This window comes from Streptomyces sp. NPDC006134 (genome assembly GCF_040628835.1).
Taxonomy (GTDB): domain Bacteria; phylum Actinomycetota; class Actinomycetes; order Streptomycetales; family Streptomycetaceae; genus Streptomyces.
On the sequence record NZ_JBEXTV010000030.1, the window covers coordinates 21,079 to 44,427 of the forward strand.

Annotated in this window: 16 protein-coding genes and 2 pseudogenes; 7 read left to right on the forward strand and 11 right to left on the reverse strand. The window is 74.3% G+C overall.

Annotation, left to right across the window (positions count from 1 at the left end; all coding sequences use genetic code 11):
• Nucleotides 1-266: 266 nt before the first annotated feature.
• The 3 genes from ABZ340_RS20545 to ABZ340_RS20555 form a co-directional block, all read right to left on the reverse strand.
• Complete coding sequence (locus ABZ340_RS20545) at nt 267-1,730, reverse strand: glutamate synthase subunit beta (RefSeq protein ID WP_358783221.1); 1,464 nt, start codon at nt 1,728-1,730, stop codon at nt 267-269.
• Nucleotides 1,723-6,321 carry a glutamate synthase large subunit gene (gltB, locus tag ABZ340_RS20550; protein WP_358783222.1) on the reverse strand — a complete coding sequence of 1,533 codons (4,599 nt, stop codon included), beginning with the start codon at nt 6,319-6,321 and terminating at the stop codon, nt 1,723-1,725. Before gltB ends, ABZ340_RS20545 begins: the two co-directional genes overlap by 8 nt.
• Nucleotides 6,322-6,718: 397 nt before the next feature.
• A complete protein-coding gene (locus ABZ340_RS20555; RefSeq protein WP_358783223.1) occupies nt 6,719-7,450 on the reverse strand; it encodes a VIT1/CCC1 transporter family protein in 732 nt (243 codons plus the stop codon).
• Nucleotides 7,451-7,740: 290 nt separating this feature from the next.
• Here ABZ340_RS20555 and ABZ340_RS20560 point away from each other — a divergent pair.
• The 7 genes and pseudogenes from ABZ340_RS20560 to ABZ340_RS20590 form a co-directional block, all read left to right on the forward strand.
• Nucleotides 7,741-8,724 (forward strand): annotated as a pseudogene (locus ABZ340_RS20560) (ADP-ribosylglycohydrolase family protein); the annotation flags it as partial.
• Between the two features lie 530 nt (nt 8,725-9,254).
• Complete coding sequence (locus ABZ340_RS20565) at nt 9,255-10,562, forward strand: ADP-ribosylglycohydrolase family protein (RefSeq protein ID WP_358783224.1); 1,308 nt, start codon at nt 9,255-9,257, stop codon at nt 10,560-10,562.
• Between the two features lie 8 nt (nt 10,563-10,570).
• Nucleotides 10,571-11,740, forward strand: a pseudogene (locus ABZ340_RS20570) (ADP-ribosylglycohydrolase family protein); the annotation flags it as partial.
• Nucleotides 11,741-11,988: 248 nt separating this feature from the next.
• A complete protein-coding gene (locus ABZ340_RS20575; RefSeq protein WP_358783225.1) occupies nt 11,989-13,356 on the forward strand; it encodes an ADP-ribosylglycohydrolase family protein in 1,368 nt (455 codons plus the stop codon).
• Nucleotides 13,353-13,736, forward strand: a complete 384-nt coding sequence (locus ABZ340_RS20580) for a PfkB family carbohydrate kinase (protein WP_358783226.1) — start codon at nt 13,353-13,355, stop codon at nt 13,734-13,736. The genes ABZ340_RS20575 and ABZ340_RS20580 overlap by 4 nt, the downstream gene beginning before the upstream one ends.
• Nucleotides 13,733-15,022 (forward strand): CoA transferase, encoded by a 1,290-nt coding sequence (locus ABZ340_RS20585; RefSeq protein WP_358783227.1) that lies wholly within the window; start codon nt 13,733-13,735, stop codon nt 15,020-15,022. The genes ABZ340_RS20580 and ABZ340_RS20585 overlap by 4 nt, the downstream gene beginning before the upstream one ends.
• The gene (locus ABZ340_RS20590) at nt 15,019-16,023 is read left to right on the forward strand and encodes a CoA ester lyase (protein ID WP_358783228.1); all 1,005 of its coding nucleotides are present in this window, start codon (nt 15,019-15,021) and stop codon (nt 16,021-16,023) included. The genes ABZ340_RS20585 and ABZ340_RS20590 overlap by 4 nt, the downstream gene beginning before the upstream one ends.
• A 69-nt stretch (nt 16,024-16,092) precedes the next feature.
• On the opposite strand, the gene lgt is transcribed toward ABZ340_RS20590, so the two are convergent.
• The 8 genes from lgt to ABZ340_RS20630 form a co-directional block, all read right to left on the reverse strand.
• Nucleotides 16,093-17,082: a prolipoprotein diacylglyceryl transferase gene (lgt, locus tag ABZ340_RS20595; protein WP_358783229.1), complete on the reverse strand. Its 990-nt coding sequence runs from the start codon at nt 17,080-17,082 to the stop codon at nt 16,093-16,095.
• A gap of 118 nt (nt 17,083-17,200) precedes the next feature.
• Nucleotides 17,201-17,974, reverse strand: a complete 774-nt coding sequence (locus ABZ340_RS20600) for a thioredoxin domain-containing protein (RefSeq protein ID WP_358783230.1) — start codon at nt 17,972-17,974, stop codon at nt 17,201-17,203.
• 87 nt (nt 17,975-18,061) lie between these two features.
• Nucleotides 18,062-18,877 carry a tryptophan synthase subunit alpha gene (gene trpA, locus ABZ340_RS20605; RefSeq protein WP_358783231.1) on the reverse strand — a complete coding sequence of 272 codons (816 nt, stop codon included), beginning with the start codon at nt 18,875-18,877 and terminating at the stop codon, nt 18,062-18,064.
• On the reverse strand, nt 18,874-20,160 hold the full coding sequence (gene trpB, locus ABZ340_RS20610; protein WP_358783232.1) for a tryptophan synthase subunit beta: 1,287 nt from the start codon (nt 20,158-20,160) through the stop codon (nt 18,874-18,876). Before trpB ends, trpA begins: the two co-directional genes overlap by 4 nt.
• Nucleotides 20,161-20,489: 329 nt before the next feature.
• Nucleotides 20,490-21,299: an indole-3-glycerol phosphate synthase TrpC gene (trpC, locus tag ABZ340_RS20615; RefSeq protein WP_358783233.1), complete on the reverse strand. Its 810-nt coding sequence runs from the start codon at nt 21,297-21,299 to the stop codon at nt 20,490-20,492.
• 174 nt (nt 21,300-21,473) lie between these two features.
• Entirely contained in the window at nt 21,474-21,983 is a 510-nt protein-coding gene (locus ABZ340_RS20620) for a DUF2752 domain-containing protein (RefSeq protein ID WP_358783234.1), read from the reverse strand.
• A 223-nt stretch (nt 21,984-22,206) separates the two neighbouring features.
• Nucleotides 22,207-22,473, reverse strand: a complete 267-nt coding sequence (locus tag ABZ340_RS20625) for an HGxxPAAW family protein (RefSeq protein WP_358783235.1) — start codon at nt 22,471-22,473, stop codon at nt 22,207-22,209.
• Between the two features lie 219 nt (nt 22,474-22,692).
• Nucleotides 22,693-23,334, reverse strand: a complete 642-nt coding sequence (locus ABZ340_RS20630) for a TIGR02234 family membrane protein (RefSeq protein WP_358783236.1) — start codon at nt 23,332-23,334, stop codon at nt 22,693-22,695.
• Nucleotides 23,335-23,349 lie beyond the last annotated feature (15 nt).

The window sequence follows — 23,349 nt, forward strand, 5'->3', positions numbered from 1 at the left end:
GACACGCGCCGCGCAAAAGCCCGCCGGGCACGCGCCGCGCAAAAGCCCGCCGGACACGCACCGCGCAAAAGCCCGCCGGGCACGCCTCGCGCGCGGGCGCCCTGGACGCGCGCCGCGCGCAGACGCCCCGGACATGCGGCGGCGCCTGCCCAATCGTCCGGTCGGGGACAGGGGCAGGCGCCGTCTGTGTTCCGTACGCCTTTGTACGGGACGTCTCTTCGGGCCGCCGGACCGCCGGGGGGCGGTCCGTCAGCCGGTCGGGGCCGTCAGACCGCGAGCGCGCGGTCGGTCGGCCGGATCGGGGCCGGCAGGTCGCTGGCCCCGGTCAGGTAGCGGTCGACGCCGCGGGCGGCCGAGCGGCCCTCGGCGATCGCCCACACGATCAGGGACTGTCCGCGGCCGGCGTCGCCGGCGACGAACACGCCCGGAACGTTGGTCTGGAAATCGGCGTCGCGGGCGATGTTACCGCGTGCGTCGAGCTCCAGGCCGAACTGGTCCACCAGACCGTTGTCCCGGTCGGTGCCGGTGAAGCCCATGGCGAGGGTGACCAGCTGGGCGGGGATCTTGCGCTCGGTGCCCGGCTTGGGGGTGAGCTTGCCGTCGACGAACTCGACCTCGGTCAGGTGCAGCCACTGGACGTTGCCGTCCTCGTCGCCCTCGAAGTGGGTGGTGGAGACGGAGTAGACCCGCTCGCCGCCCTCCTCGTGGGCCGAGGTGACCTTGTAGAGCATGGGGAAGGTCGGCCAGGGCTGGGAGGCCGGGTCCCGCTCGTCGTTCGGGCGGGGCATGATCTCCAGCTGGGTGACGGAGAGCGCGCCCTGGCGGTGGGCGGTGCCCACGCAGTCGGCGCCGGTGTCGCCGCCGCCGATGACGACGACGTGCTTGCCCTCGGCGGTGATCGGCGGGGTGACGTAGTCGCCTTCCTGGACCTTGTTGGCCAGGGGCAGGTACTCCATCGCCTGGTGGATGCCCTTGAGCTCGCGGCCGGGGACCGGCAGGTCGCGGGCGGTGGTGGCGCCGACGGCCAGGACGACCGCGTCGTACCGCTTCTTCAGGTCGGTCGCCGGCAGGTCGCGGCCGATCTCGACGCCGGTACGGAAGCGGGTGCCCTCCGCGCGCATCTGCTCGATACGGCGGTTGATGTGCCGCTTCTCCATCTTGAACTCGGGGATGCCGTAGCGCAGCAGGCCCCCGATGCGGTCGGCGCGCTCGTAGACGGCGACCGTGTGGCCGGCGCGGGTGAGCTGCTGGGCGGCGGCCAGGCCCGCCGGGCCGGAGCCGACGACGGCGACCGTCTTGCCCGACAGGCGCTCGGGGATCTGCGGGGCGACGTCCCCGGTCTCCCACGCCTTGTCGATGATGGAGACCTCGACGTTCTTGATGGTGACCGGCGGCTGGTTGATGCCGAGCACGCACGCCGACTCGCACGGAGCGGGGCACAGGCGGCCGGTGAACTCCGGGAAGTTGTTGGTGGCGTGCAGGCGCTCGGAGGCGGCCTGCCAGTCCTCGCGGTAGGCGTAGTCGTTCCACTCGGGGATCAGGTTCCCCAGCGGGCAGCCGTTGTGGCAGAACGGGATGCCGCAGTCCATGCAGCGGCTGGCCTGCTTGCTGATGATCGGCAGCAGGGAGCCGGGGACGTAGACCTCGTTCCAGTCCTTGACGCGCTCCTGGACGGGGCGGGTCCGGGCGACCTCGCGGCCGTGGTTGAGAAAGCCCTTGGGATCAGCCATTGGTCGCCGCCTCCATCATCTTCTCGGTGATCTCGGTCTCGGAGAGACCGGCTCGCTCGGCGGCGTCCTTGGCGGCGAGCACTGCCTTGTACGTGCTGGGGATGATCTTGCTGAAGCGTTCCACGGACGCGGACCAGTCGGCGAGCAGCTTCCCGGCGACCGTGGAGCCGGTCTCCTCGGCGTGGCGGCGCACCACGTCGTGCAGCCACTGCTTGTCGGTGTCGTCCAGCGCCTCGATGGCGCCGAGGTTGCCGGCGTTGACGTTGTCGCGGTCCAGGTCGATGACGTAGGCGATGCCGCCGGACATGCCGGCCGCGAAGTTGCGCCCGGTCTCGCCGAGGACGACCGCGTGTCCGCCGGTCATGTACTCGCAGCCGTGGTCGCCCACGCCCTCGGAGACGACCAGCGCGCCGGAGTTGCGGACGCAGAACCGTTCGCCGACCTTGCCGCGCAGGAACATCTCGCCGCCGGTGGCGCCGTAGCCGATGGTGTTGCCGGCGATGACGCTGTACTCGGCGAGGTGGTCGGCGCCGCGGTCCGGGCGGACGATGATCCGTCCGCCGGAGAGGCCCTTGCCGACGTAGTCGTTGGCGTCGCCTTCCAGGCGCAGCGTGACGCCGCGCGGGACGAAGGCGCCGAAGGACTGGCCGGCGGATCCGGTGAAGGTGATGTCGATGGTGTCGTCGGGCAGGCCCGCGCCGCCGAACTTCTTCGTCACCTCGTGGCCGAGCATGGTGCCGACCGTGCGGTTGATGTTGCGGATGGCGACCCGGGCGCGCACGGGCTGGGCCTCGGTGGCGTCGTTCGCGGCGAGGGCGTCGGCGGCGAGCTTGATCAGCTCGTTGTCGAGTGCCTTCTCCAGGCCGTGGTCCTGGGCGGCGATCTGGTGGCGGACGGCGCCCTCGGGCAGCTCGGGCACGTGGAACAGCGGCTCCAGGTTGAGGCCCTGTGCCTTCCAGTGGTTCACCGCGCGGGTGACGTCGAGGACCTCGGCGTGGCCGACGGCCTCCTCGATGGAGCGGAAGCCCAGCTCGGCGAGGATCTCGCGGACCTCCTCGGCGATGAACTGGAAGAAGTTCACCACGTATTCGGCCTTGCCGGAGAACCGGTCCCTGAGGGTCGGGTTCTGGGTGGCGATGCCGACCGGGCAGGTGTCCAGGTGGCACACGCGCATCATGACGCAGCCGGAGACGACCAGCGGGGCGGTGGCGAAGCCGAACTCCTCGGCGCCGAGCAGCGCGGCGATGACGACGTCGCGGCCGGTCTTGAGCTGGCCGTCGGTCTGGACGACGATCCGGTCGCGCAGGCCGTTGAGCAGCAGGGTCTGCTGGGTCTCGGCCAGGCCGAGCTCCCAGGGGCCGCCCGCGTGCTTGAGGGAGGTCAGCGGGGAGGCGCCGGTGCCGCCGTCGTGGCCGGAGATGAGGACGACGTCCGCGTGGGCCTTGGAGACACCGGCGGCGACGGTGCCGACGCCGACCTCGGAGACCAGCTTGACGTGGATGCGCGCCTGGGGGTTGGCGTTCTTCAGGTCGTGGATGAGCTGGGCGAGGTCCTCGATGGAGTAGATGTCGTGGTGCGGCGGCGGGGAGATGAGGCCGACGCCGGGGGTGGAGTGGCGGGTCTTGGCGACCCACGGGTAGACCTTGTGGCCGGGGAGCTGGCCGCCCTCGCCGGGCTTGGCGCCCTGGGCCATCTTGATCTGGATGTCGTCGGCGTTGACCAGGTACTCGCTGGTGACGCCGAAGCGGCCGGAGGCGACCTGCTTGATGGCGGACCGGCGGGCCGGGTCGTACAGGCGCTCGGGGTCCTCGCCGCCCTCACCGGTGTTGGACTTGCCGCCCAGCTGGTTCATGGCGATGGCGAGGGTTTCGTGCGCCTCCTGGGAGATGGAGCCGTACGACATGGCGCCGGTGGAGAACCGCTTGACGATCTCGCTGGCCGGTTCGACCTCCTCGACCGGGATGGGGCCCCGGCCGGACTTGAAGCCGAACAGGCCGCGCAGCGTCATCAGCCGCTCGGACTGCTCGTTCACGCGCTCGGTGTACTTCTTGAAGATGTCGTAGCGGCCGGTGCGCGTGGAGTGCTGGAGGCGGAAGACCGTCTCGGGGTCGAACAGGTGCGGTTCGCCCTCGCGGCGCCACTGGTACTCGCCGCCGATCTCCAGCGCCCGGTGCGCGGGTGCGATGCCGCTGGCCGGGTACGCCTTGGCGTGGCGGGCGGCGACTTCCTGGGCGATGACGTCGATGCCGACGCCGCCGATCTTGGTGGCGGTGCCGTTGAAGTACTTCTCCACGAAGGTCTCGTCCAGGCCGACGGCCTCGAAGACCTGGGCGCCGCGGTAGGAGGCGACGGTGGAGATGCCCATCTTGGACATGACCTTCAGTACGCCCTTGCCGAGGGCGTAGATGAGGTTGCGGATGGCCTGCTCGGGCTCGATGCCGGGCAGGAAAGTGCCGGCGCGGACCAGGTCCTCGACGGACTCCATCGCCAGGTAGGGGTTGACGGCGGCGGCGCCGTAGCCGATGAGCAGGGCGACGTGGTGGACCTCGCGGACGTCGCCGGCCTCGACCAGCAGGCCCACCTGGGTGCGCTGCTTGGTGCGGATGAGGTGGTGGTGGACGGCCGCGGTGAGCAGCAGCGACGGGATCGGCGCGTGCTCGGCGTCGGAGTGCCGGTCGGACAGGACGATCAGGCGGGCGCCGTTGGCGATGGCGGCGTCGGCCTCGGCGCAGATCTCCTCGATGCGGGCGGCGAGGGCCTCGCCGCCGCCGTGCACCCGGTACAGGCCGGACAGGGTCGCGGCCTTGAAACCGGGCATGTCGCCGTCGGCGTTGATGTGGATGAGCTTGGCCAGCTCGTCGTTGTCGATCACCGGGAAGGGCAGCACGACGGAGCGGCAGGAGGCGGCGGTCGGCTCCAGCAGGTTGCCCTGCGGGCCCAGCGACGAGCGCAGGCTGGTGACGAGCTCTTCGCGGATGGCGTCCAGCGGCGGGTTGGTGACCTGCGCGAACAGCTGGGTGAAGTAGTCGAACAGCAGTCGCGGGCGCTCGGAGAGGGCCGCGATGGGCGAGTCGGTGCCCATGGAGCCGATCGGCTCCGCACCGGTCTTGGCCATCGGCGCGAGGATGACGCGCAGCTCTTCCTCGGTGTAGCCGAAGGTCTGCTGGCGGCGGGTGACCGAGGCGTGGGTGTGGACGATGTGCTCGCGCTCGGGCAGGTCGCCCAGCTCGATCTCGCCGGCCTCCAGCCACTCGGCGTACGGCTTCTCCGCCGCGAGCTGGGCCTTGATCTCGTCGTCCTCGATGATGCGGTGCTCGGCGGTGTCGACGAGGAACATCTTGCCGGGCTGCAGGCGGCCCTTGCGGACGACCTTGGCGGGGTCGATGTCGAGGACGCCGACCTCGGAGCCGAGGACGACGAGGCCGTCGTCGGTGACCCAGTAGCGGCCGGGGCGCAGACCGTTGCGGTCCAGGACGGCGCCGACCTGGGTGCCGTCGGTGAAGCAGACGCAGGCCGGGCCGTCCCAGGGCTCCATCATCGTGGAGTGGTACTGGTAGAAGGCGCGGCGGGCCGGGTCCATGGAGTCGTGGTTCTCCCACGCCTCCGGGATCATCATGAGCACCGAGTGGGGCAGCGAACGGCCGCCCAGGTGCAGCAGTTCCAGCACCTCGTCGAAGGAGGCCGAGTCGGAGGCGTCGGGGGTGCAGACCGGGAAGACGCGCTCCAGGCTCTTGCCGTCGGGGCCGAACAGGCCGGAGGCGAGCTGGGACTCGCGGGCGGCCATCCAGTTGCGGTTGCCCTTGACCGTGTTGATCTCGCCGTTGTGCGCGACGAAGCGGTAGGGGTGGGCCAGCGGCCACGACGGGAAGGTGTTGGTGGAGAACCGGGAGTGCACGAGCGCGATCGCGGAGGCGAAGCGGCGGTCGGACAGGTCCGGGAAGAAGGGCTCCAGCTGGCCGGTGGTCAGCATGCCCTTGTAGACGAGGGTCCGCGCGGACAGCGACGGGAAGTAGACGCCCGCCTCGCGCTCGGCGCGCTTGCGCAGCACGAACGCCTTGCGGTCCAGGGCGATGCCGCGGGAGGCGCCGTCGGTGACGAAGAGCTGGCGGAAGACCGGCATGGTCGAGCGGGCGGTGGCGCCCAGCAGGTCGGGGGCGACCGGGACCTCGCGCCAGCCGAGGACGGTCAGGCCCTCGCCGGCGGCGATCGTCTCGATGTGTGAGACGGCGTCCTCGGTGCCCTCCACCGGCAGGAAGGCGATGCCGACGGCGTAGGCGCCGGCCTCGGGCAGCTCGAATCCGGCCACCTCGCGCAGGAACGCGTCCGGCACCTGGGACAGCAGACCGGCGCCGTCACCGGAGTCGGGCTCGGAGCCGGTGGCTCCGCGGTGCTCCAGGTTGCGCAGCACGGTGAGTGCCTGGTCGACCAGGGTGTGGGACGCCTCGCCGGTGAGGGTGGCGACGAAGCCGACGCCGCAGGCGTCGTGCTCGTTGCGGGGGTCGTACATACCCTGCGCAGCAGGGCGAGCATCCATGGACGACCAGTTCCGGCCGTTCGTGGAGTGCTGGGACGGCTGGCGCGGCGTACGCATCGGCTCTCCCGTCGTCGTCATGTGGCATGTGGCAGGTGCCGAGGGACGACGTTGGCCCTCTGCGGAGATCTACGGTGAGATCAAAATTTCGTGCAGGTTACATGATGGAGCGGTTCTCGGGAACCGGATACTCCGTTCCAGCATGCGGACACCGCGGGGTCGCGGGCGGGGTGCCGCGCCCGGCGGGAGAAGCTGTGGGGACCGGTACGGACACGATCCGGTCGGATCGGCGCCCGGCGGCCCGAGGGGGGGGTCGGGGAGGGCTCCGTCGCCCGCCCCGCAGACGCGCGGCGGGCCTCGTTGCCCGCAGCGCTTACGGCTCATGCCCGGCGGTCACGCGGCCGAAACCAGCAAGTAACGACTACTTATGCGGACCGGCGTATAAGTCCGAGCCGCGCTATCCTACGGCCGTTCCGAACAGACTGCCCAGGGCGTACGTCACACCGGCCGCCGCGCCGCCGAGGGCGAGCTGCCTGAGGCCGCTGTACCACCAGGTCCGCGCGGTCACCCGGGCCACCACCGCGCCGCACAGGAAGAGCCCGAGCAGCGCCAGCGCCACGGCGGGCCACAGCGCGGTGGCCCCGAGCAGGTAGGGCAGGACGGGCAGCAGGGCGCCCAGCGCGAAGGACCCGAAGGACGACACGGCCGCGACCAGCGGCGAGGGCAGGTCGCCCGGGTCGATGCCCAGTTCCTCGCGGGCGTGGATCTCCAGCGCCTGCTCGGGGTCGCGCGACAGCTGCCGGGCCACTTCGCGGGCGAGCTCCGGCTCGACGCCCCGGGCCGCGTAGAGGGCGGCGAGCTCGGCCTCCTCGTCCTTGGGGTGCTTTCTCAGCTCCCGCCGCTCCACGTCCAGCTCGGCCTCGACGAGCTCGCGCTGCGAGGCGACGGAGGTGTACTCGCCGGCGGCCATGGAGAAGGCGCCCGCGGCCAGGCCCGCCAGTCCGCTGAGCACGATGGTCTGCCGGCCGGCGGCCCCGCCCGCGACACCGGTCATCAGGGCGAGGTTGGAGACCAGGCCGTCCATCGCGCCGAAGACGGCGGGGCGCAGCCAGCCGCCGTTCACGTCCCGGTGCGTGTGGTTGTCGCGGTGCGCCTCGTGCAGGGCCGCTTCGGTCTCGATGATGGCCATGAGGTTCCCCCAGGTGACGTCCGTGGAGCCGCTGCGGGGCTCCCAAGCGCCCTGTTTGGACGCAATCCAACTTTCGACAACACCTAATCTACGTCGGCCATTCCTCGCCCGCCAGCAAGGAAAGGCTGCGCTTACCTGCGCTTTTACCCTCGCGCGCTCATCCGTGAGGGGTAGCGCACAGATGTCGACCGGGTGACGCTGAGGTCACCGAGGCTCGGTGGGACACCGCACCGGGGACAGTTCCGCAAAGGGCCCCGCGCCTTCCGGGGCGCCCCCTGAGAGGAGGCCGCATGGCATCGACCGCCTGCTTTCCCTCGGTCCCGGCGCCCCAGGACGCCGGCGATCTGCGCGAACGGGCGCGCGGCGCGCTGCTCGGCCTGGCCGTCGGAGACGCCCTCGGTGCCCCGGCCGAGAACCTGAAGCCCTCCGAGATCCGCGCCCGCTGGGGCCGCATCACGGGATACGTGGCGGAGGAACCGTCCGGCACCGACGACACCGAGTACGCGATCCTCTCCGGTCTCCTGCTGGCCCGGCACGGCTCCTCACTCACGCCCGCCCACGTGGAGGCGGCCTGGCACGAGTGGATCGCGGACCGCGACGAGGGACCCTTCCGGGGCGCGGGCTTCAGCGAGCGCGGCACCCTGGAGAACCTGCGCCGGGGCCTGGCGGCGCCCATCTCCGCCCAGCACCGCCACGCCTGGAGCGACGGCCTGGCCATGCGGGCCGCGCCGTACGGGGTGTTCGCCGCGGGCCGCCCCGCCGAGGCGGCCCGCCTGGTGGCGATCGACGGCTCGGTCAGCCACGACGGCGAGGGCATCCACGGCGGCCGGGCGGTGGCGGCGGGCGTCGCGGCGGCCATGGCGGGGGCACCGGTCCCCGCGGTCGTCGCCGCCGCCCTGGCCGTCGTACCGGACGACTCCTGGACGGCCCGCTGCCTGCGCCGGGCCGTGACGGCGGCCCACCGCGGCGAACGCGCCGTCCGCTCCGCGGTGGTCGTCGGCGGCTACCCCTGGACCGACCTGGCCCCCGAGGCCGTCGCCCTCGCCTTCGGGGCGTACGCGGCGGCCGACGGCGACTTCCGGGACGCCGTCCTGACCGCCGTCAACATGGGGCGCGACGCCGACACGACCGCCGCGGTGGCCGGCGCCCTGGCCGGGGCGACGCGGGGCGAGTCCGCCATCCCGCCGGAGTGGGCCGCCGCGATCGGCCCGGCCCGCGGCAGCTGCCTGCCGGCGATGGCCGGCCGCCATGTGCTGGAGGTGGCGGAGCTGCTGACGCGCGGGGACCCCGCCGAACCGCCCCCGCGCCCCGGCGGACGGCCGTCCCCGGTCCCGTCCGGGCCCGCGCCGGCACCGGGCGGGGGTCCCACCGCGGGCTCACGGGCCGACGAGGGACCGCCTCCGCCGACGCCCGCCATCACTCCCACTCCCACGTCCACGCCCACGCCCACGCCCACGTCCACGCCCACGTCCACGCCCACGTCCACGCCTGTGGACGCGCCCGCACCCGTACCCGTGAACGTTTCCGCCTTCGCGCCCACGAGCGCTCCCGGCCTGAGCACATCCGCTCCCGCGAGCACTCCCGGCCCGAACACCCCCACCCCCGTAAGCACTCCCGGCCCGAACGCGTCCGTACAGACCGGCCAGGCACCGCCCCCGGCCCCCGGCGCACCACCACCGCCCCCGGGCGGTGCCCCCGCCCCCGGCCCGCCCGGCCGGGGACCGGCACCCACACCGGCCACTTCCGCATCCGCGCCCTCACCCGCGCCCCTCCCCTACCCGGCCGGTACCGCGGAGGCACGGCCGTGACCCGGGCCCGCCCGGCGGGCGACGAACCGGCCACGACGGCGTACGTCGCCCCGCCCGGCACGCCGCAGCAGCCACCGCCCGCCGGGAACGGCCACCACCCCGGCCCCGGCCCCACCGCGCCGGCACCGGCCGGCTCCCCCGGCAATCCGGCGCCGGCCGGCTCCCCCGCCCCGCCCCGCGACACCCACCGCCCCCGCCGCGTCGAGGGCCTCCTCCTCGGTCTCGCCGCCGGTGACGCCGCCGGCTGGCCGGCCGCCCGGCACCGGGCCGCGCGGATGCCCGAGTGGACCCGGCGTCTGACCCGCGAACTGGACACCTTCGCCGAGCAGAACGCGACCACCACCCTCCCCGTGCCCATCGCCCTCAACCAGCCGCCGGAGCCGCTGCGCCTGGGCCCGTCGGACGACGCGGAGTGGGCGGCGTTCGCGGCGGAGGCGGTGCTGCGGGCCGGGGACGACACCGCGCTCGGGGATCTGAGCCGCGAGCGCCGGATGCGGGCCGCCATCGACCTGACCTGGAACGCCGTCGCCAGCGAGGTCGCGGCCGCCGCCGAACGCGCCCCCGAGGTGGAGTCCGCCGTCCTGCCGCTGCGCGCCCGGATCTCCGTGCGGGCCGGCCTCGGCAACCTCGCCACCGGCCTGCGCCCGCCCGCCACCGGCCACGACAACCCGCACTACTTCGACGACGCGGCCTGCGTCCGCGCCTGCGTCCTGGCCGTCGCCCATCCCGGCGACCCCGAAGGCGCCGCCGGCCTCGCCGAGTTCGACGCCCGCTACACCCAGGACGGCGACGGCGTGCACGGCGCACGGGCGATGGCGGCGGCGCTCGCGTGCGCCCTCGCCGGCGACGGCGTACGCGCCTGCGTGACGGCCGCGCTCGCCCAGCTGCCCGAGGAGACGGAGATCGGCCGCAACGCCCGGCAGGCGCTGGCGCTGGCGGCGGACGCCGAGAGCACCTTCGCCCTGATCCCCCTGCTGGAGCACCAGATCGTCGACCACGTCTACAGCTACGGCATCGCCGCCGCCGAGACGGTGCCGGTCGCCCTCGCCCTGGCCACCGCCGCCCGCGGCCGGATCGCGCGGGCGGTGCCGGCGGCGGCCTGCCTGTCCCGGGTCGCGGACTCCGCCCCGGCGCTGGCGGGCGCCCTGACCGGCGCCCTCGGCGGCGGCGCGGCGATCCCGGCCTCCTGGCGGGACGCCTGCCGCACGCTCTCCGGATGCGTCCTGCCCCGGCTCACCGGCACGGACCTGGTGGAACTCGCCGAACTCCTCGAAGCCACACAACCGGCCCGCCCCGGAGGATGATGCGGCCCATGACACCCAAACCGGAACAAAACACCCGAAGCAGACCGACCGGAACGGCGAGTCTGGCGGAGCGGATCACCGGCGCCCTGGTCGGCGCGGCCGTCGGCGACGCGCTCGGCGGCCCCGTCGAGGGCTACTCCCCCGAGCAGATCCTCGAACGCCACGGGGGCCGCGTCCACGGCGTGGTCGGCCCCTGGCACGGCGACGCCTGGCGCACCGCCCGCCCCCTCGCGCCGTACCACAAGGGCGACGGCCACGTCACCGACGACACGTTGATGACGCACGCCCTGGTCCGGGTCTACGCCACCGTCCGCGACCACCTCGACGCCTACGCGGTCGCCGGGCACCTGGTCCCGGACCTGATGACGCACCCGCGCTGGATCCCGGAGCTGGAGACCGAGGCGCTCCCCCTCCAGCGGATCTTCCTGGCGGAGAAGTGGCTGGTGGCCCGGCTGCACTACGGCCACGTCGATCCGCGCGAGGCCGGCGTCGGCAACATCGTCAACTGCGGTGCCGCGATGTACATGGCGCCGGTCGGCCTGGTCAACGCCGCGAACCCGGCGGGCGCGTACGCCGAGGCGCTCGACGTCGCGGGGGCGCACCAGTCGTCGTACGGCCGTGAGGCGGCCGGTGTCTTCGCGGCGGCGGTGGCGGCGGCCTGCGCGCCCGGCGCGACCCCGGAGTCGGTGGTCGCGGCCTGCCTGTCCCTGGCGAAGGACGGCACGCGGGCGGCGATCGAGCAGGTCTGCGAGACGGCCTCCCGCCACACGGACTTCGAGTCCGCGCTGGTCCCGCTGCGGGCGGCGGTGGCCCCGTACGACACGGTGGGCCCCGACTACCGCGCCCCGTCCCTGGGCGCCCGCCGCCCCTCCCGGCTGCACGCCGTCGAGGAACTGCCCGTCGCGCTCGGCATGCTGGTCGTCTCCGGCGGCGACTACCGCCACGCGGTGCTCGGCGCGGTGAACTACGGCCGCGACTGCGACTCCATCGCCACGATGGCGGGGGCGCTGTGCGGGGCCCTGGGCTCCCCGGTCCCGCGGGAGTGGGCGGAGACGGTCGCGGAGGCGAGCCGCCTGGACCTGTGGCAACCGGCGGCCACCCTCACCGAGGTGGCCCGGGAGGTCTTCGCCCGGGACGTCCGCCGGCGCCGCGCCCACGAGCGGGCGTTCGCCGCACTCGACCCGCGGACCGGCCCGGAGACCTCGCCCGGCTCCCGCGCGCAAGACCCACACGACACACAGCACGTACGAGATGAACAAGACGTACGAGATGCGCGAGCCGCACACGGCAGACACGGAGCACAAGCCGCACACGCGGACACGCGCGAGCGGACGGACGGAGACGGCCCCGGACCCGCGACCGCCCCCGTGGCCGCCCCCGTGACCGCCCCCGCGGCCGAGCCACCGGCGGGAATCGGGAGCCCGGCATGCTCCGACTGACCTGGGTCCAGCCCGAGGACCTGATCGGCCACGAACTGCGCCAGGCGGCCCTGGACGGCCGCGAACCGTCGGCGATCGCGGCGCGCTGGCGGGCGGCGGGCGGCTGCGACGCCCCGGCCCGGGCGGGCGCGTCGCCCGGCCCCGTCTCCCGCTACCTGCGCCTGCTGGCCTGCGATCTCCTGGACGAACTGGCCGACCTGCCCAGCACGCTGGCGGACGCCGAACCGACGGACCTGGCACGGATCAAGGCCCTGTGCCCGCAGTGGCCGGCCCGCCCCGAGCCCGCCTTCTCCGCTCCCCTGCGCCCCCGCCTGGAAGCCGCCTGGCTCGGCCGGGCCGTCGGCTGCCTCCTCGGCAAACCCGTCGAGAAACTCCCTCTCGACGGCATCCGCGCCCTCGCCCGGGCCACCGGGAACTGGCCTCTGTCCACGTACTTCACCGCCCGCGGCGTCCCCGAGGAGCTCGCCGCGCGCCACCCCTGGAACCGCCGCTCGGCGGCGACCTCCCTCGCCGAGAACATCGACGGCATGCCCGAGGACGACGACCTCGACTACCCCCTGGTCAACCTGCTGCTCCTGAAGCGCCACGGCCGCGCCTTCACCACCGCCGACGTGGCCCGCGTCTGGCTGGACGAACTGCCCGCCGGCCGCACCTTCACCGCCGAACGCGTCGCCTACCGCAACCTGCTGTGCGGCCTGGAACCCCCGCACACCGCCCGCCACCGCAACCCCTTCCGCGAGTGGATCGGCGCCCTGATCCGTGCCGACGTGCACGGCTGGACCAACCCCGGCGACCCGGGTGCCGCGGCCGAACAGGCCCACCGCGACGCGGTCCTCACCCACACCGCCAACGGCGTCTACGCGGCGATGTTCGCGGCGGCCGTCATCGCCTGTGCCGCCACCGGCTCCCACGACGTCCACGCCTGCCTGCGCACCGGCCTGGCCGTCGTCCCGCCCGGCTCGCGCCTGGCCCGCGCCGTCCGCCACGCCGTCCGGCTCGCCGAGACCCACGACGACTTCGACGACGTCGTCGACGCCCTCCACGCCACCCACTCCCCCGCCCACCACTGGGTGCACGCCGTCCCCAACACCGCCCTGATCGCCGCCGCCCTCACCCACGCCGACGGCGACTTCACCGGCTCGATCTGCCGCGCCGTCTCCGGCGGCTGGGACACCGACTCCAACGGGGCGACGGCCGGCAGCGTCGCCGCCCTGCTGGCCGGCTCCCCCGCCGCCCTCCCCGACCGCTGGACCGCCCCGCTCAAGAACCGCCTGTCCGCCTCCGTCGCCGACTTCGACGGCACCGGCTTCGACGCCCTCGCCCACCTCACCCACCGGGAGGCCACCCGCCCATGACCGGCATCGTCGTGCTCGGCAGCACGCACATGGATCTCGCCGCCTACGTCGAGAAGGCCCCGCGGCACGGGGAGACCGTGCCGGGACGGGAGCTCCGCGCGACCCCCGGCGGCAAGGGCGCCGGCCAGGCCGTCGCGGCGGGCAGCCTGCACGCGGCCCGGGGCACCGAGCCGCTGACCGTGCCCGCGCCCCGGGTCACCGCCGTGGACTCCACCGGCGCCGACGGCACCTTCGCCGGCGCGCTCGCGGTGGCGCTCGGCGAGGACCGGCCCGTACGTGAGGCGCTGGCGTGGGCGGCCACGGCGGCGTCCCCGTCCGTGCAGCGGCCCGGGGCATCGACGCCGCGCCGCACCGAGACCGAGGCGAGGTACGCGTCATGACCCCCACCACCCCCCAATCCTCCACCACCCCGCAGTCCCCCACCACCTCCCAGCCCTCCACCACCTCCCAGCCCTCCACCGGCTCCCACTCCCCCACCCACCCCGCGCCCCTGTCCGGCCTGCGCGTCCTGGACCTGGCCACCTTGTTCGCCGGCCCGCTCGCCGCCACCCTGCTCGGCGACTTCGGCGCCGAGGTCGTCAAAATCGAGCACCCCGCGAAACCCGACCCGTCGCGCGGTCACGGCCCGTCGAAGGACGGCGTGGGCCTGTGGTGGAAAATGCTCGGCCGCAACAAGCGCGCCATCACCCTGGACCTGTCCAGACCCGGCGGCCGCAAGACCCTGCTCCGCCTCGCCGCGACCGCCGACGTGATCGTGGAGAACTTCCGCCCCGGCACCCTGGAGCGGTGGGACCTCGGCTGGGACGAGCTGTCCGCCGTCAACCCCCGCCTGGTCCTGGCCCGCGTCACCGGCTTCGGCCAGTTCGGCCCGTACGCGCACCGGCCCGGCTTCGGCACCCTCGCCGAGGCGATGAGCGGCTTCGCCGCGATGACCGGCGAACCGGACGCGCCGCCGACCCTGCCGCCGTTCGGCCTCGCCGACTCCATCGCGGGCCTGGCCACCGCGTACGCCGTGCTGACCGCGCTCGCCGCCCGGGACCGCACCGGCGAGGGCCAGGTCGTCGACATGGCCCTCATCGAGCCGATCCTGACCGTGCTGGGCCCGCAGCCGATCTGGTACGACCAGCTCGGCCACGTCCAGCCGCGCACCGGCAACCGTTCCCAGAACAACGCCCCGCGCAACACCTACCGCACCGCCGACGGCACCTGGGTCGCCGTCTCCACCTCCGCGCAGTCGGTCGCCGAACGCGTGATGCGCCTGGTGGGCCGCCCCGACCTGACCGACGAACCGTGGTTCGCCACCGGCGCCGGCCGCGCCCGCCACGCCGACGTCTTGGACGAGGCGGTCGGCGGCTGGATCGCCCGTCACTCCCGCGCCGACGTCCTGGCCGCCTTCGAGAAGGCCGAGGCGGCGGTGGCCCCCGTGCAGGACGTCCGCGACGTGATGGCCGACCCGCAGTACCGGGCCCTGGGCACCATCACCACCGTCGACGACCCCGAACTGGGCCCTGTGCGCATGCAGAACGTCCTCTTCCGCCTCTCCGCCACCCCGGGCGCGATCCGCTGGGCGGGCCGCCCGCACGGCGCGGACACCGAGGAGGTCCTCACCGAGCTGGGCCTGACCCGCACCGACGTCAAGGCGCTGCGCGAGGAGGGCGCCGTATGACCCGTACGACGACCGCCACCGGGCCCGGACCGGCCGCCACCGGGCCCGCTTCCGCCACGGAGCCCGGGACGACCGCCACCGGACCCGCCTCCGCCGCCGCCCACCCCCCGGCCGCCGCTCCCGCCCCGGCACCCGCCGCCCGCCACGCCGCGCCCACCGCCCCGCCCCGTCCGCCGGCTGCCCCGCTGACCTGGCTGTACGCCCCCGGCGACCGCCCCCAGGTGGTGGCCAAGGCCCTGGCGGCGGGCGCCGACGTGGTGGTGGTCGACCTGGAGGACGCGGTCGCCCCGGAGCGCAAGGGGTACGCCCGCGCGGCCACCACCGAACTGCTCGGCGAGGCCCAGCCGGTGCCGGTCCACGTCCGGGTGAACGCCCTGGACGGCCCGCTGGCGCGGGCGGACCTGGAGGCGGTGGCCGGCCTGCCCGGCCTGTCCGGGCTGCGGCTGCCGAAGGTGACCTGCCCGGAGCAGATCGCCGCCGTCGCCGAGGCCACCGCCCGGACCGGCCGGGGCGGCCCGCCGCTGTACGCGCTCCTGGAGTCCGCCCTGGGTGTCGAGCGGGCCTACGCCCTCGCCCGCGCCCACCCCGCCCTGCGCGGCATCGCGCTCGGCGAGGCGGATCTGCGGGCCGACCTGGGCGTGCGCGAGGACGCCGGCCTGGACTGGTCCCGCTCCCGGGTGGTGGTGGCGGCGCGGGCGGCGGGCCTGGCCCCGCCCGCGCAGTCGGTCCATCCCGACACCCGCGACCTGGAGGGGCTGGCTGCCTCCTGCGCCCACGGCCGGGCCCTGGGCTTCCTGGGCCGTGCCGCCATCCACCCCCGCCAGCTGCCGATCATCGAGCGCGCCTATCTGCCCACCGCGCGGGAGCTGGAGGAGGCGGAGACGATCGTGGAGGCGGCGACGGAACGGCCGGGCGCCCAGGCGCTGGCGGACGGCCGCTTCGTCGACGCGGCCGTGGTGGCGGCGGCACGGCGGACCCTGTCGCTGGCCCGCCGCCCCTGACACACGCCGAGGGCGCCCGGGGAACCCCCGGGCGCCCTCGGCGCCGTACGGCGCACGACCGGCCGGCCGTCAGCTCTTCCCGGCCGAGTCGGCCTTGTCCTCCGCCTTGCCCGTACCGGCGCCCTTCGCGCTCCCCGCGTCCGGACCGGCGCCCTCGTCGGCGCCCTCGCCGGCGCCGGAGGAACCGGACGGCGCGTCACCGGCCTTGCCGTCCTCCTCCTCGCCCCCATCGCCGGGGGTCTGCGCACCCGGCTCGACCACCGTCTCCCGGCCCGGCCGCTTCCTCGCCGACACGACGATGTACGTCACCGCCAGCAGGAACACCAGGAGCGCGGTCCAGTTGTTGAGCCTGAGGCCCAGGATGTGGTGGGCTTCGTCGACGCGCATGTACTCGATCCAGAAGCGGCCGGCGCAGTACGCGGCGACGTACAGCGCGAACGCCCGCCCGTGGCCGAGCCGGAAGCGGCGGTCGGCCCAGATCACCAGCAGGGCGACGCCGACGCACCACAGCGACTCGTACAGGAAGGTCGGGTGGTAGGTGCCCGGGACCCGCCCGTCCGCCGACGAGGTGATCTCCACGGCCCACGGCAGGTCGGTCTTGCGCCCGTACAGCTCCTGGTTGAACCAGTTGCCCCAGCGGCCGATGGCCTGCGCGAGGGCGATGCCGGGCGCGACGGCGTCGGCGTAGGCGGGCATCGGGATGCCGCGGCGGCGGCAGCCGATCCACGCGCCCAGCGCGCCGAGCGCGATCGCGCCCCAGATGCCGAGGCCGCCCTCCCAGACCTTGAAGGCGTCCACCCAGTTCCGGCCCTCGCCGAAGTACAGCTCGTAGTCCGTGATCACGTGGTAGAGCCGACCGCCGACCAGGCCGAAGGGAACGGCCCAGACCGCGATGTCGGCCACCGTCCCGGACCGTCCGCCGCGGGCGATCCAGCGCCTGTTGCCGAGCCAGACGGCGACGAAGACGCCGATGATGATGCAGAACGCGTAGCCGCGCAGCGGAACGGGGCCGAGGTACAGCACCCCGCGCGACGGGCTGGGAATGTAGGCAAGTTCCATGGCAGGGTCGACGCTACCGTGCCGGGCGGGACCCGCGGCGGGCAGCCCGGCTACGGGTCCATAACGGGCGGGCGCCGCCCACGCCGCGCCCCTCGCTCATCCCGTGCTCATCCCGTGCTCATCCCTTGTTCGCGTCCTGCACCATCTGCTTGAGCTTCGCCGGGGTCATCGAGCGGTCCTGGTAGATGTTCCTGCCGTCCAGCAGCACGGTCGGGGTGCCGCGGAAATCACCGGCGCGGAAGGCCTCGCTGGACTTCTCGACCCAGCTGTCGTGCGTGCCGTTCTCCACACACCGGCGGAAGGCGGGCGTGTCGAGGCCGTCGACCTTCCCGGCGAGCTCGATCAGCTTGTCGTTCCGCCCGAACGCGTCGTCGGCCTCGGCGGGCTGGTTGTCGTACAGCACGTCGTGGTACGGCGTGAACTTCCCGGCGTCCTGGGCGCAGGCCGCCGCGTTGGCCGCCTTGCGGGAGCCGCTGCCGCCCATGCCGCCGTCGATGATCGTCGCCAGGCGGTACTCGACCCTGAGCTGTCCGGCGTCGGTCAGTTCGTGGATCGTGGAGCGGTAGGCCTGCTCGAAGCCCTTGCAGGCCGGGCAGCGGAAGTCCTCCCAGATGGTGAGCGTCGACCTGGCGCTCGCCTTGCCGACCGGGATCGCGAGGCTGTCCTCGCCCTGGGCGCCCGAGGGGGCGACGACCGGGCCCGCCGTGTCGCCCTCGTCCTTGCCCGCGTTGGCGGCGATCACGCCGATCACCGCCGCGAGGCCGAGGACGCAGACCACGCTCGCCCCCACGATCAGCGCGCGCCGTCGCTTCTCCGCGCTCTTCTGCTTCTCGCGCTCGACCGCCAGCCGCTGTCGGGCGGTGCGCTTTCCGTCACGGTTCTTCTCGCTCACACCCCGCAGAACGAACCGGGGAGGCGCACCGCGCCTCCCCGGTCCCAGGTCCACCCGTACGAGGGACCCGCGTGAGCTGCCGCCTTGTTACGCCTGTCCGCGCACGCCCCGGGCGAGGTCCGCCGCCAGCGCGCGGACCGCCTCGATGCCGGCCGCGTGGTCGGGGGCGTCCAGCATCCGCTTGACGAAGGCGGAGCCGACGATCACGCCGTCGGCGAAGCCGGCGACCTCGCGGGCCTGGGCGGCGTCGGAGACGCCGAGCCCGACGCAGACGGGCAGGTCGGTGGTGGCGCGGGTGCGCCGCACCAGGTCCTCGGCCTGCGAGCTGACCGAGGCGCGGGTGCCGGTGACGCCCATGAGGGAGGCGGCGTAGACGAAGCCGCTGCCGGCCGCGGTGATCTCGGCGAGCCGCTCGTTCCTGCTGCTGGGCGCGACCACGAAGACGGTGGCGAGGCCGTGCTTGTCGGCGTGTTCCCGCCACAGCGCGGACTCCTGCACCGGCAGGTCGGGCAGGATGCACCCGGCGCCGCCCGCCTCGGCGAGTTCGGCGGTGAACCGCTCGACGCCGTAGCGGTCGATGGGGTTCCAGTACGTCATGACGAGGATCGGCTTGCCGGTGGCCTCGTACGCCTCGCGGACGGTGCGCATCACGTCGGCGATCTTCACGCCGCCGCGCAGGGCGATGTCGTCGGCGGTCTGGATGACCGGGCCGTCGAGGACCGGGTCGCTGTGCGGCAGGCCGACCTCGACGACGTCGGCGCCGCCCTCCAGGGCGGCCTTGACCGCGTCGATGCCGCCGTCCACGGTGGGGAACCCGGCCGGGAGGTAGGCGATGAGGGCGGAGCGGCCCTCGGACTTCGCCGCGGCGAGGGTGTCGCTCAGCAGCTGCACGTTCCCGCTCACTTGGCGTCCCCCTCGATCTCGGCGGTGGCGCCGGCCTCGTCGGCGGCGACCTCGGCGTCGGTGTCGTACAGCCCGAAGTAGCGGGCGGCGGTGTCCATGTCCTTGTCGCCGCGGCCGGAGAGGTTGACGACGATCAGCCCGTCCTTGCCGAGCTCCTTGCCGACCTCCAGGGCGCCGGCCAGCGCGTGGGCGCTCTCGATGGCCGGGATGATGCCCTCGGTGCGCGACAGCAGGCGCAGGGCCTGCATGGCCGCGTCGTCGGTGACCGCGCGGTACTCGCCGCGGCCGGAGTCCTTCAGGTAGGAGTGCTCCGGGCCGATGCCCGGGTAGTCCAGGCCGGCCGAGATGGAGTACGGCTCGGTGATCTGGCCCTCGTCGTCCTGGAGGACGTAGGAGCGGGAGCCGTGCAGGATGCCGGGCTCGCCGGCGGTGAGGGTGGCGGCGTGCTCGCCGGTCTCGATGCCGTGCCCGGCGGGCTCGCAGCCGATGAGGCGGACGGAGGCGTCCGGGATGAAGGCGTGGAAGAGGCCGATGGCGTTGGAGCCGCCGCCCACGCAGGCGATCGCGGCGTCGGGCAGGCGTCCGGCGCGCTCCAGGACCTGGCGGCGGGCCTCGACGCCGATGACGCGGTGGAAGTCGCGGACCATGGCCGGGAAGGGGTGGGGGCCGGCGACGGTGCCGAAGAGGTAGTGGGTGTGGTCGACGTTGGCGACCCAGTCGCGGAACGCCTCGTTGATGGCGTCCTTCAGAGTGCGGCTGCCGGACTTCACGGCGATGACCTCGGCGCCGAGCATGCGCATGCGGGCCACGTTGAGGGCCTGGCGCTCGGTGTCGATCTCGCCCATGTAGATGGTGCAGTCGAGGCCGAAGAGGGCGCAGGCGGTGGCCGTCGCGACGCCGTGCTGGCCGGCGCCGGTCTCCGCGATCACGCGGGTCTTGCCCATGCGCTTGGTGAGCAGGGCCTGGCCCAGCACGTTGTTGATCTTGTGGGAGCCGGTGTGGTTGAGGTCCTCGCGCTTGAGGAAGATCCGGGCGCCGCCGGCGTGCTCGGCGAACCGGGGCACCTCGGTCAGGGCGCTGGGACGGCCGGTGTAGTTCACCAGCAGGTCGTCGAGTTCGCGGGCGAACTCGGGGTCGGCCTTGGCCTTGTCGTACTCGACGGCGACCTCGTCGACGGCGGCGACGAGCGCCTCCGGGATGAACTTGCCGCCGAACGCGCCGAAGTAGCCCTCGGCACTGGGGACGTGACCCTCCGGGTCGGGAATGAAGAATTCGCTGGGCATGCGGAAAGCCTCACGGTGAGTGTGATGGAACACTGATCGCCGTGGGGGCGGGGGTGGTCACCGGCCGGCTGCGGGCCGGATGGGGTTGCTCACGCGCACGCGGCGGAGTCGCCATGCGGACACGGTCCCGCGCCCCTTTCGGGGCGTTGCCATCGCCGCCCGTTCACCTGCCCGGGCTCGTCCCCGATCACGTACCGCACCCGGCGCCCGTGGACCCGGCGCGCGGGCGCGCGGCAGCCGCGCGGGCGGCAGCCACGCGCGAGGCGCGCGTACGGGTCCCTGGCCGGCAGGGTGGTCGGGGGCTTCATCGGGGCCAAGCGTACCGGGGGTCAGTCCCGCCCGTGCCGCAATGCGGGATGTTCGCCCGCCGCCACCAGGTCGGCGACCGCGGTCTTCGGGTCCTTGCCGGTGACGAGGGACTCGCCGACCAGGACGGCGTCGGCGCCGGCGTTGGCGTAGGCGATCAGGTCGTGCGGGCCGCGGACGCCGGACTCGGCGACCTTGACGATGCCTTCGGGGATCTCCGGGGCGACCCGCTCGAAGGTGCCGCGGTCGACCTCCAGCGTCTTCAGGTTGCGGGCGTTGACGCCGATCACCTTGGCGCCCGCGTCGAGGGCGCGGTCGACCTCGTCCTCGTCGTGCACCTCGACCAGCGGGGTGAGGCCGATGGACTCGGCGCGCTCGATGAGCGACTCCAGGGCCGACTGGTCGAGGGCGGCGACGATCAGCAGCGCCAGGTCGGCGCCGTGCGCGCGCGCCTCCCACAGCTGGTACGACGTGACGATGAAGTCCTTGCGCAGCACGGGGATGTCCACGCGCGCGCGCACCGCCTCCAGGTCCGCCAGCGAGCCGCCGAAGCGGCGCTGCTCGGTGAGGACGGAGATGACGGCCGCGCCGCCCGCCTCGTAGTCGGCGGCGAGTCCGGCCGGGTCGGCGATGGCGGCCAGCGCGCCCTTGGACGGGCTGGAGCGCTTGACCTCGCAGATCACCTTGACGCCGTCGCCGCGCAGCGCGGCCAGACCGTCCTTGGGTGCGGGTGCCTTGGCCGCGCGCTCCTTGAGCTCGTCGAGGCTGACGCGCGCCTGCCGCTCCGCGAGGTCGGCACGGACTCCGTCGATGATCTCGTCGAGCACACTCACGCGAGCGGCCCCCTTCCAACGGTTGGCTTCATGCGGACGCTTCCGCTCCGGGGCCTCGCCGCGTCGGGCGGGTCACCAGGCGGAACCGATGGTCCCTGTGATGGTATCCGTTGGCCGGTGCGGGCCCCGCATCCGGTGGACACCGGTCCCACCCCTTGGACGTTCACGTCGCGGTCAAGGGTGGAACCAGCCGCCGAAAGGCAGGTTCCGGACAACGGTGAAGACCAGCAGCAACGCCCCCAGTGCCCACACGTGCCACGGGGCGGGGTCGATCCGCAGGGGACGGCCGCGCGCCGCGCGGACCACCCAGACGGTCCACAGCACGGCGAAGCCCACGTAGCCCAGGGCGGCGGGCGCGTTGGCCTGCAGCGCCGCCGGGAGGTCCCCGTGGACGAAGGCGTGGGCACTGCGCAGGCCGCCGCAGCCGGGGCAGTACAGGCCGGTGAGGCGCAGCAGCGGGCAGGCCGGGTAGTGGCCGGGCTCGTTGGGGTCCACGGCCCCCACGTACGCGAAGGCGCCGGCGACGGCCGCGAGCACGCCGGCCGGTACGGCGAGCCGGGCGGCGGCGCGAAAGGCGGTCGTCGGAGCCGGCGGGCTCGGCGGATTCGGCGGATTCGGCCGGGGCGGCGGGGCTGCCGCCGTGCGGTGTGCGGTGTTCCGGCTGTCGGCGTCCACGCCCCGCATTGTGCCCCGCGCGGGGCAGCGGCGCGCGGGCGGAGGCCGCACACGCGTGAGGGGTCCCACCCGCGGCTGCCCGCCGAGGGCCGCACGCGCGCGTGAGGGGCGGTTCCGGCACCCTGGTGTGCCGGCCGCCCCTCCACGAAACCGTGCCCGGCCCTCCGTACGCGGTCCGTCCGCGGCAGACCTCGTCCACAAGGCCGCAGCGGACCCCGTACGGGATGCCGAGTCAGCCCTCGACGCTCGCCGGCTGGCGCTTGTCCGCCTTCTCCTTGTCCGTGGCCAGGTGCACCGGGTGGATGTTCTTCGGCTGGCCGAGGCCCATCGCACGCATGATGGCGCCGACGACACCGCCGAGGAGCACGACCGCCATGCCGGCCCAGAAGCCCACGGGCTGGGCCGTCACCGTGAAGACGCCCGCGATGCAGAAACCGATGAAGGCGATGATGACACCGGTCCAGGCGGCCGGGGTGTGACCGTGGCTGCTGCCCGCCATTGCTTGCTCCTCGTTGCTGTGTGCGTGTCCGAGCGGGACGCTCGTGCGCCCATTGTCCCGCACGCGCGCGCGTGGAGTGATCGGGGGTGCTCCCCCGGCACGCGCGACGCGCGGGAGAGCGGGGCCCGTCGCCGCGTGAGCGGGTGCCGGGGCCCGGGTGCCGCGCGTGACGAGTGCCCACGCGCGCGTGGGTGAACCTTTCCGCGGGCGGGGCCGCGGTCAGGCGCCGGTCGGGTCCTCGCCCCGGTCGAGGGCCTTCCACAGGTCCTCGGGGCGGTCGGGGTCGACGGCGGCGGCCGTGCGGCGCGGGCGGGGGGCGCCGGTGCGCTCGTAGCGGCCGGACATCGCGGGCCACAGCCGGCCGTAGCGCAGGGCGAGCAGTCCGGCCAGCAGGATCAGGGCGCCGCCCGCGGCGGCGACGTACGGCCAGGCGGTGTGGGTGAGGGCGTCCACGCCGGCGGCGGTGTCGCCGGCGGCCTTGGCCGCCTGGTCGTCGAGGGCGGACCCGTCGGAGGCGCCGGCGAGGGCCGCGGCGACGGTGCCGGCGCCGCACAGGGCGAGCAGCCCGGCGACGACGACGCGCCCGGCGCGGCGGACGGCGAAGACGGCGACGAGCGCGGCGAGGCCCACTATGGCGAGCGCCGCGGGGACGCCGGTGACGTCGCTTCCCTTGGCGGTCAGCGGGAAGGCGCCGCCGGCCACCGACGCGGTGCCCGCCGCCCACTGCTGCCGGGTCGCCAGCAGCGCCACGGCCGCGCCCAGCGCGCCGCACAGCAGGGCGAGGGCGAGGCTGCGGCGGCCGGCCCGGGCGGGACGGGCGGCTTCGGTACGGGGGTGCGGTACGGCAGTCACGTACTCCACTATCGCCTGAACCCC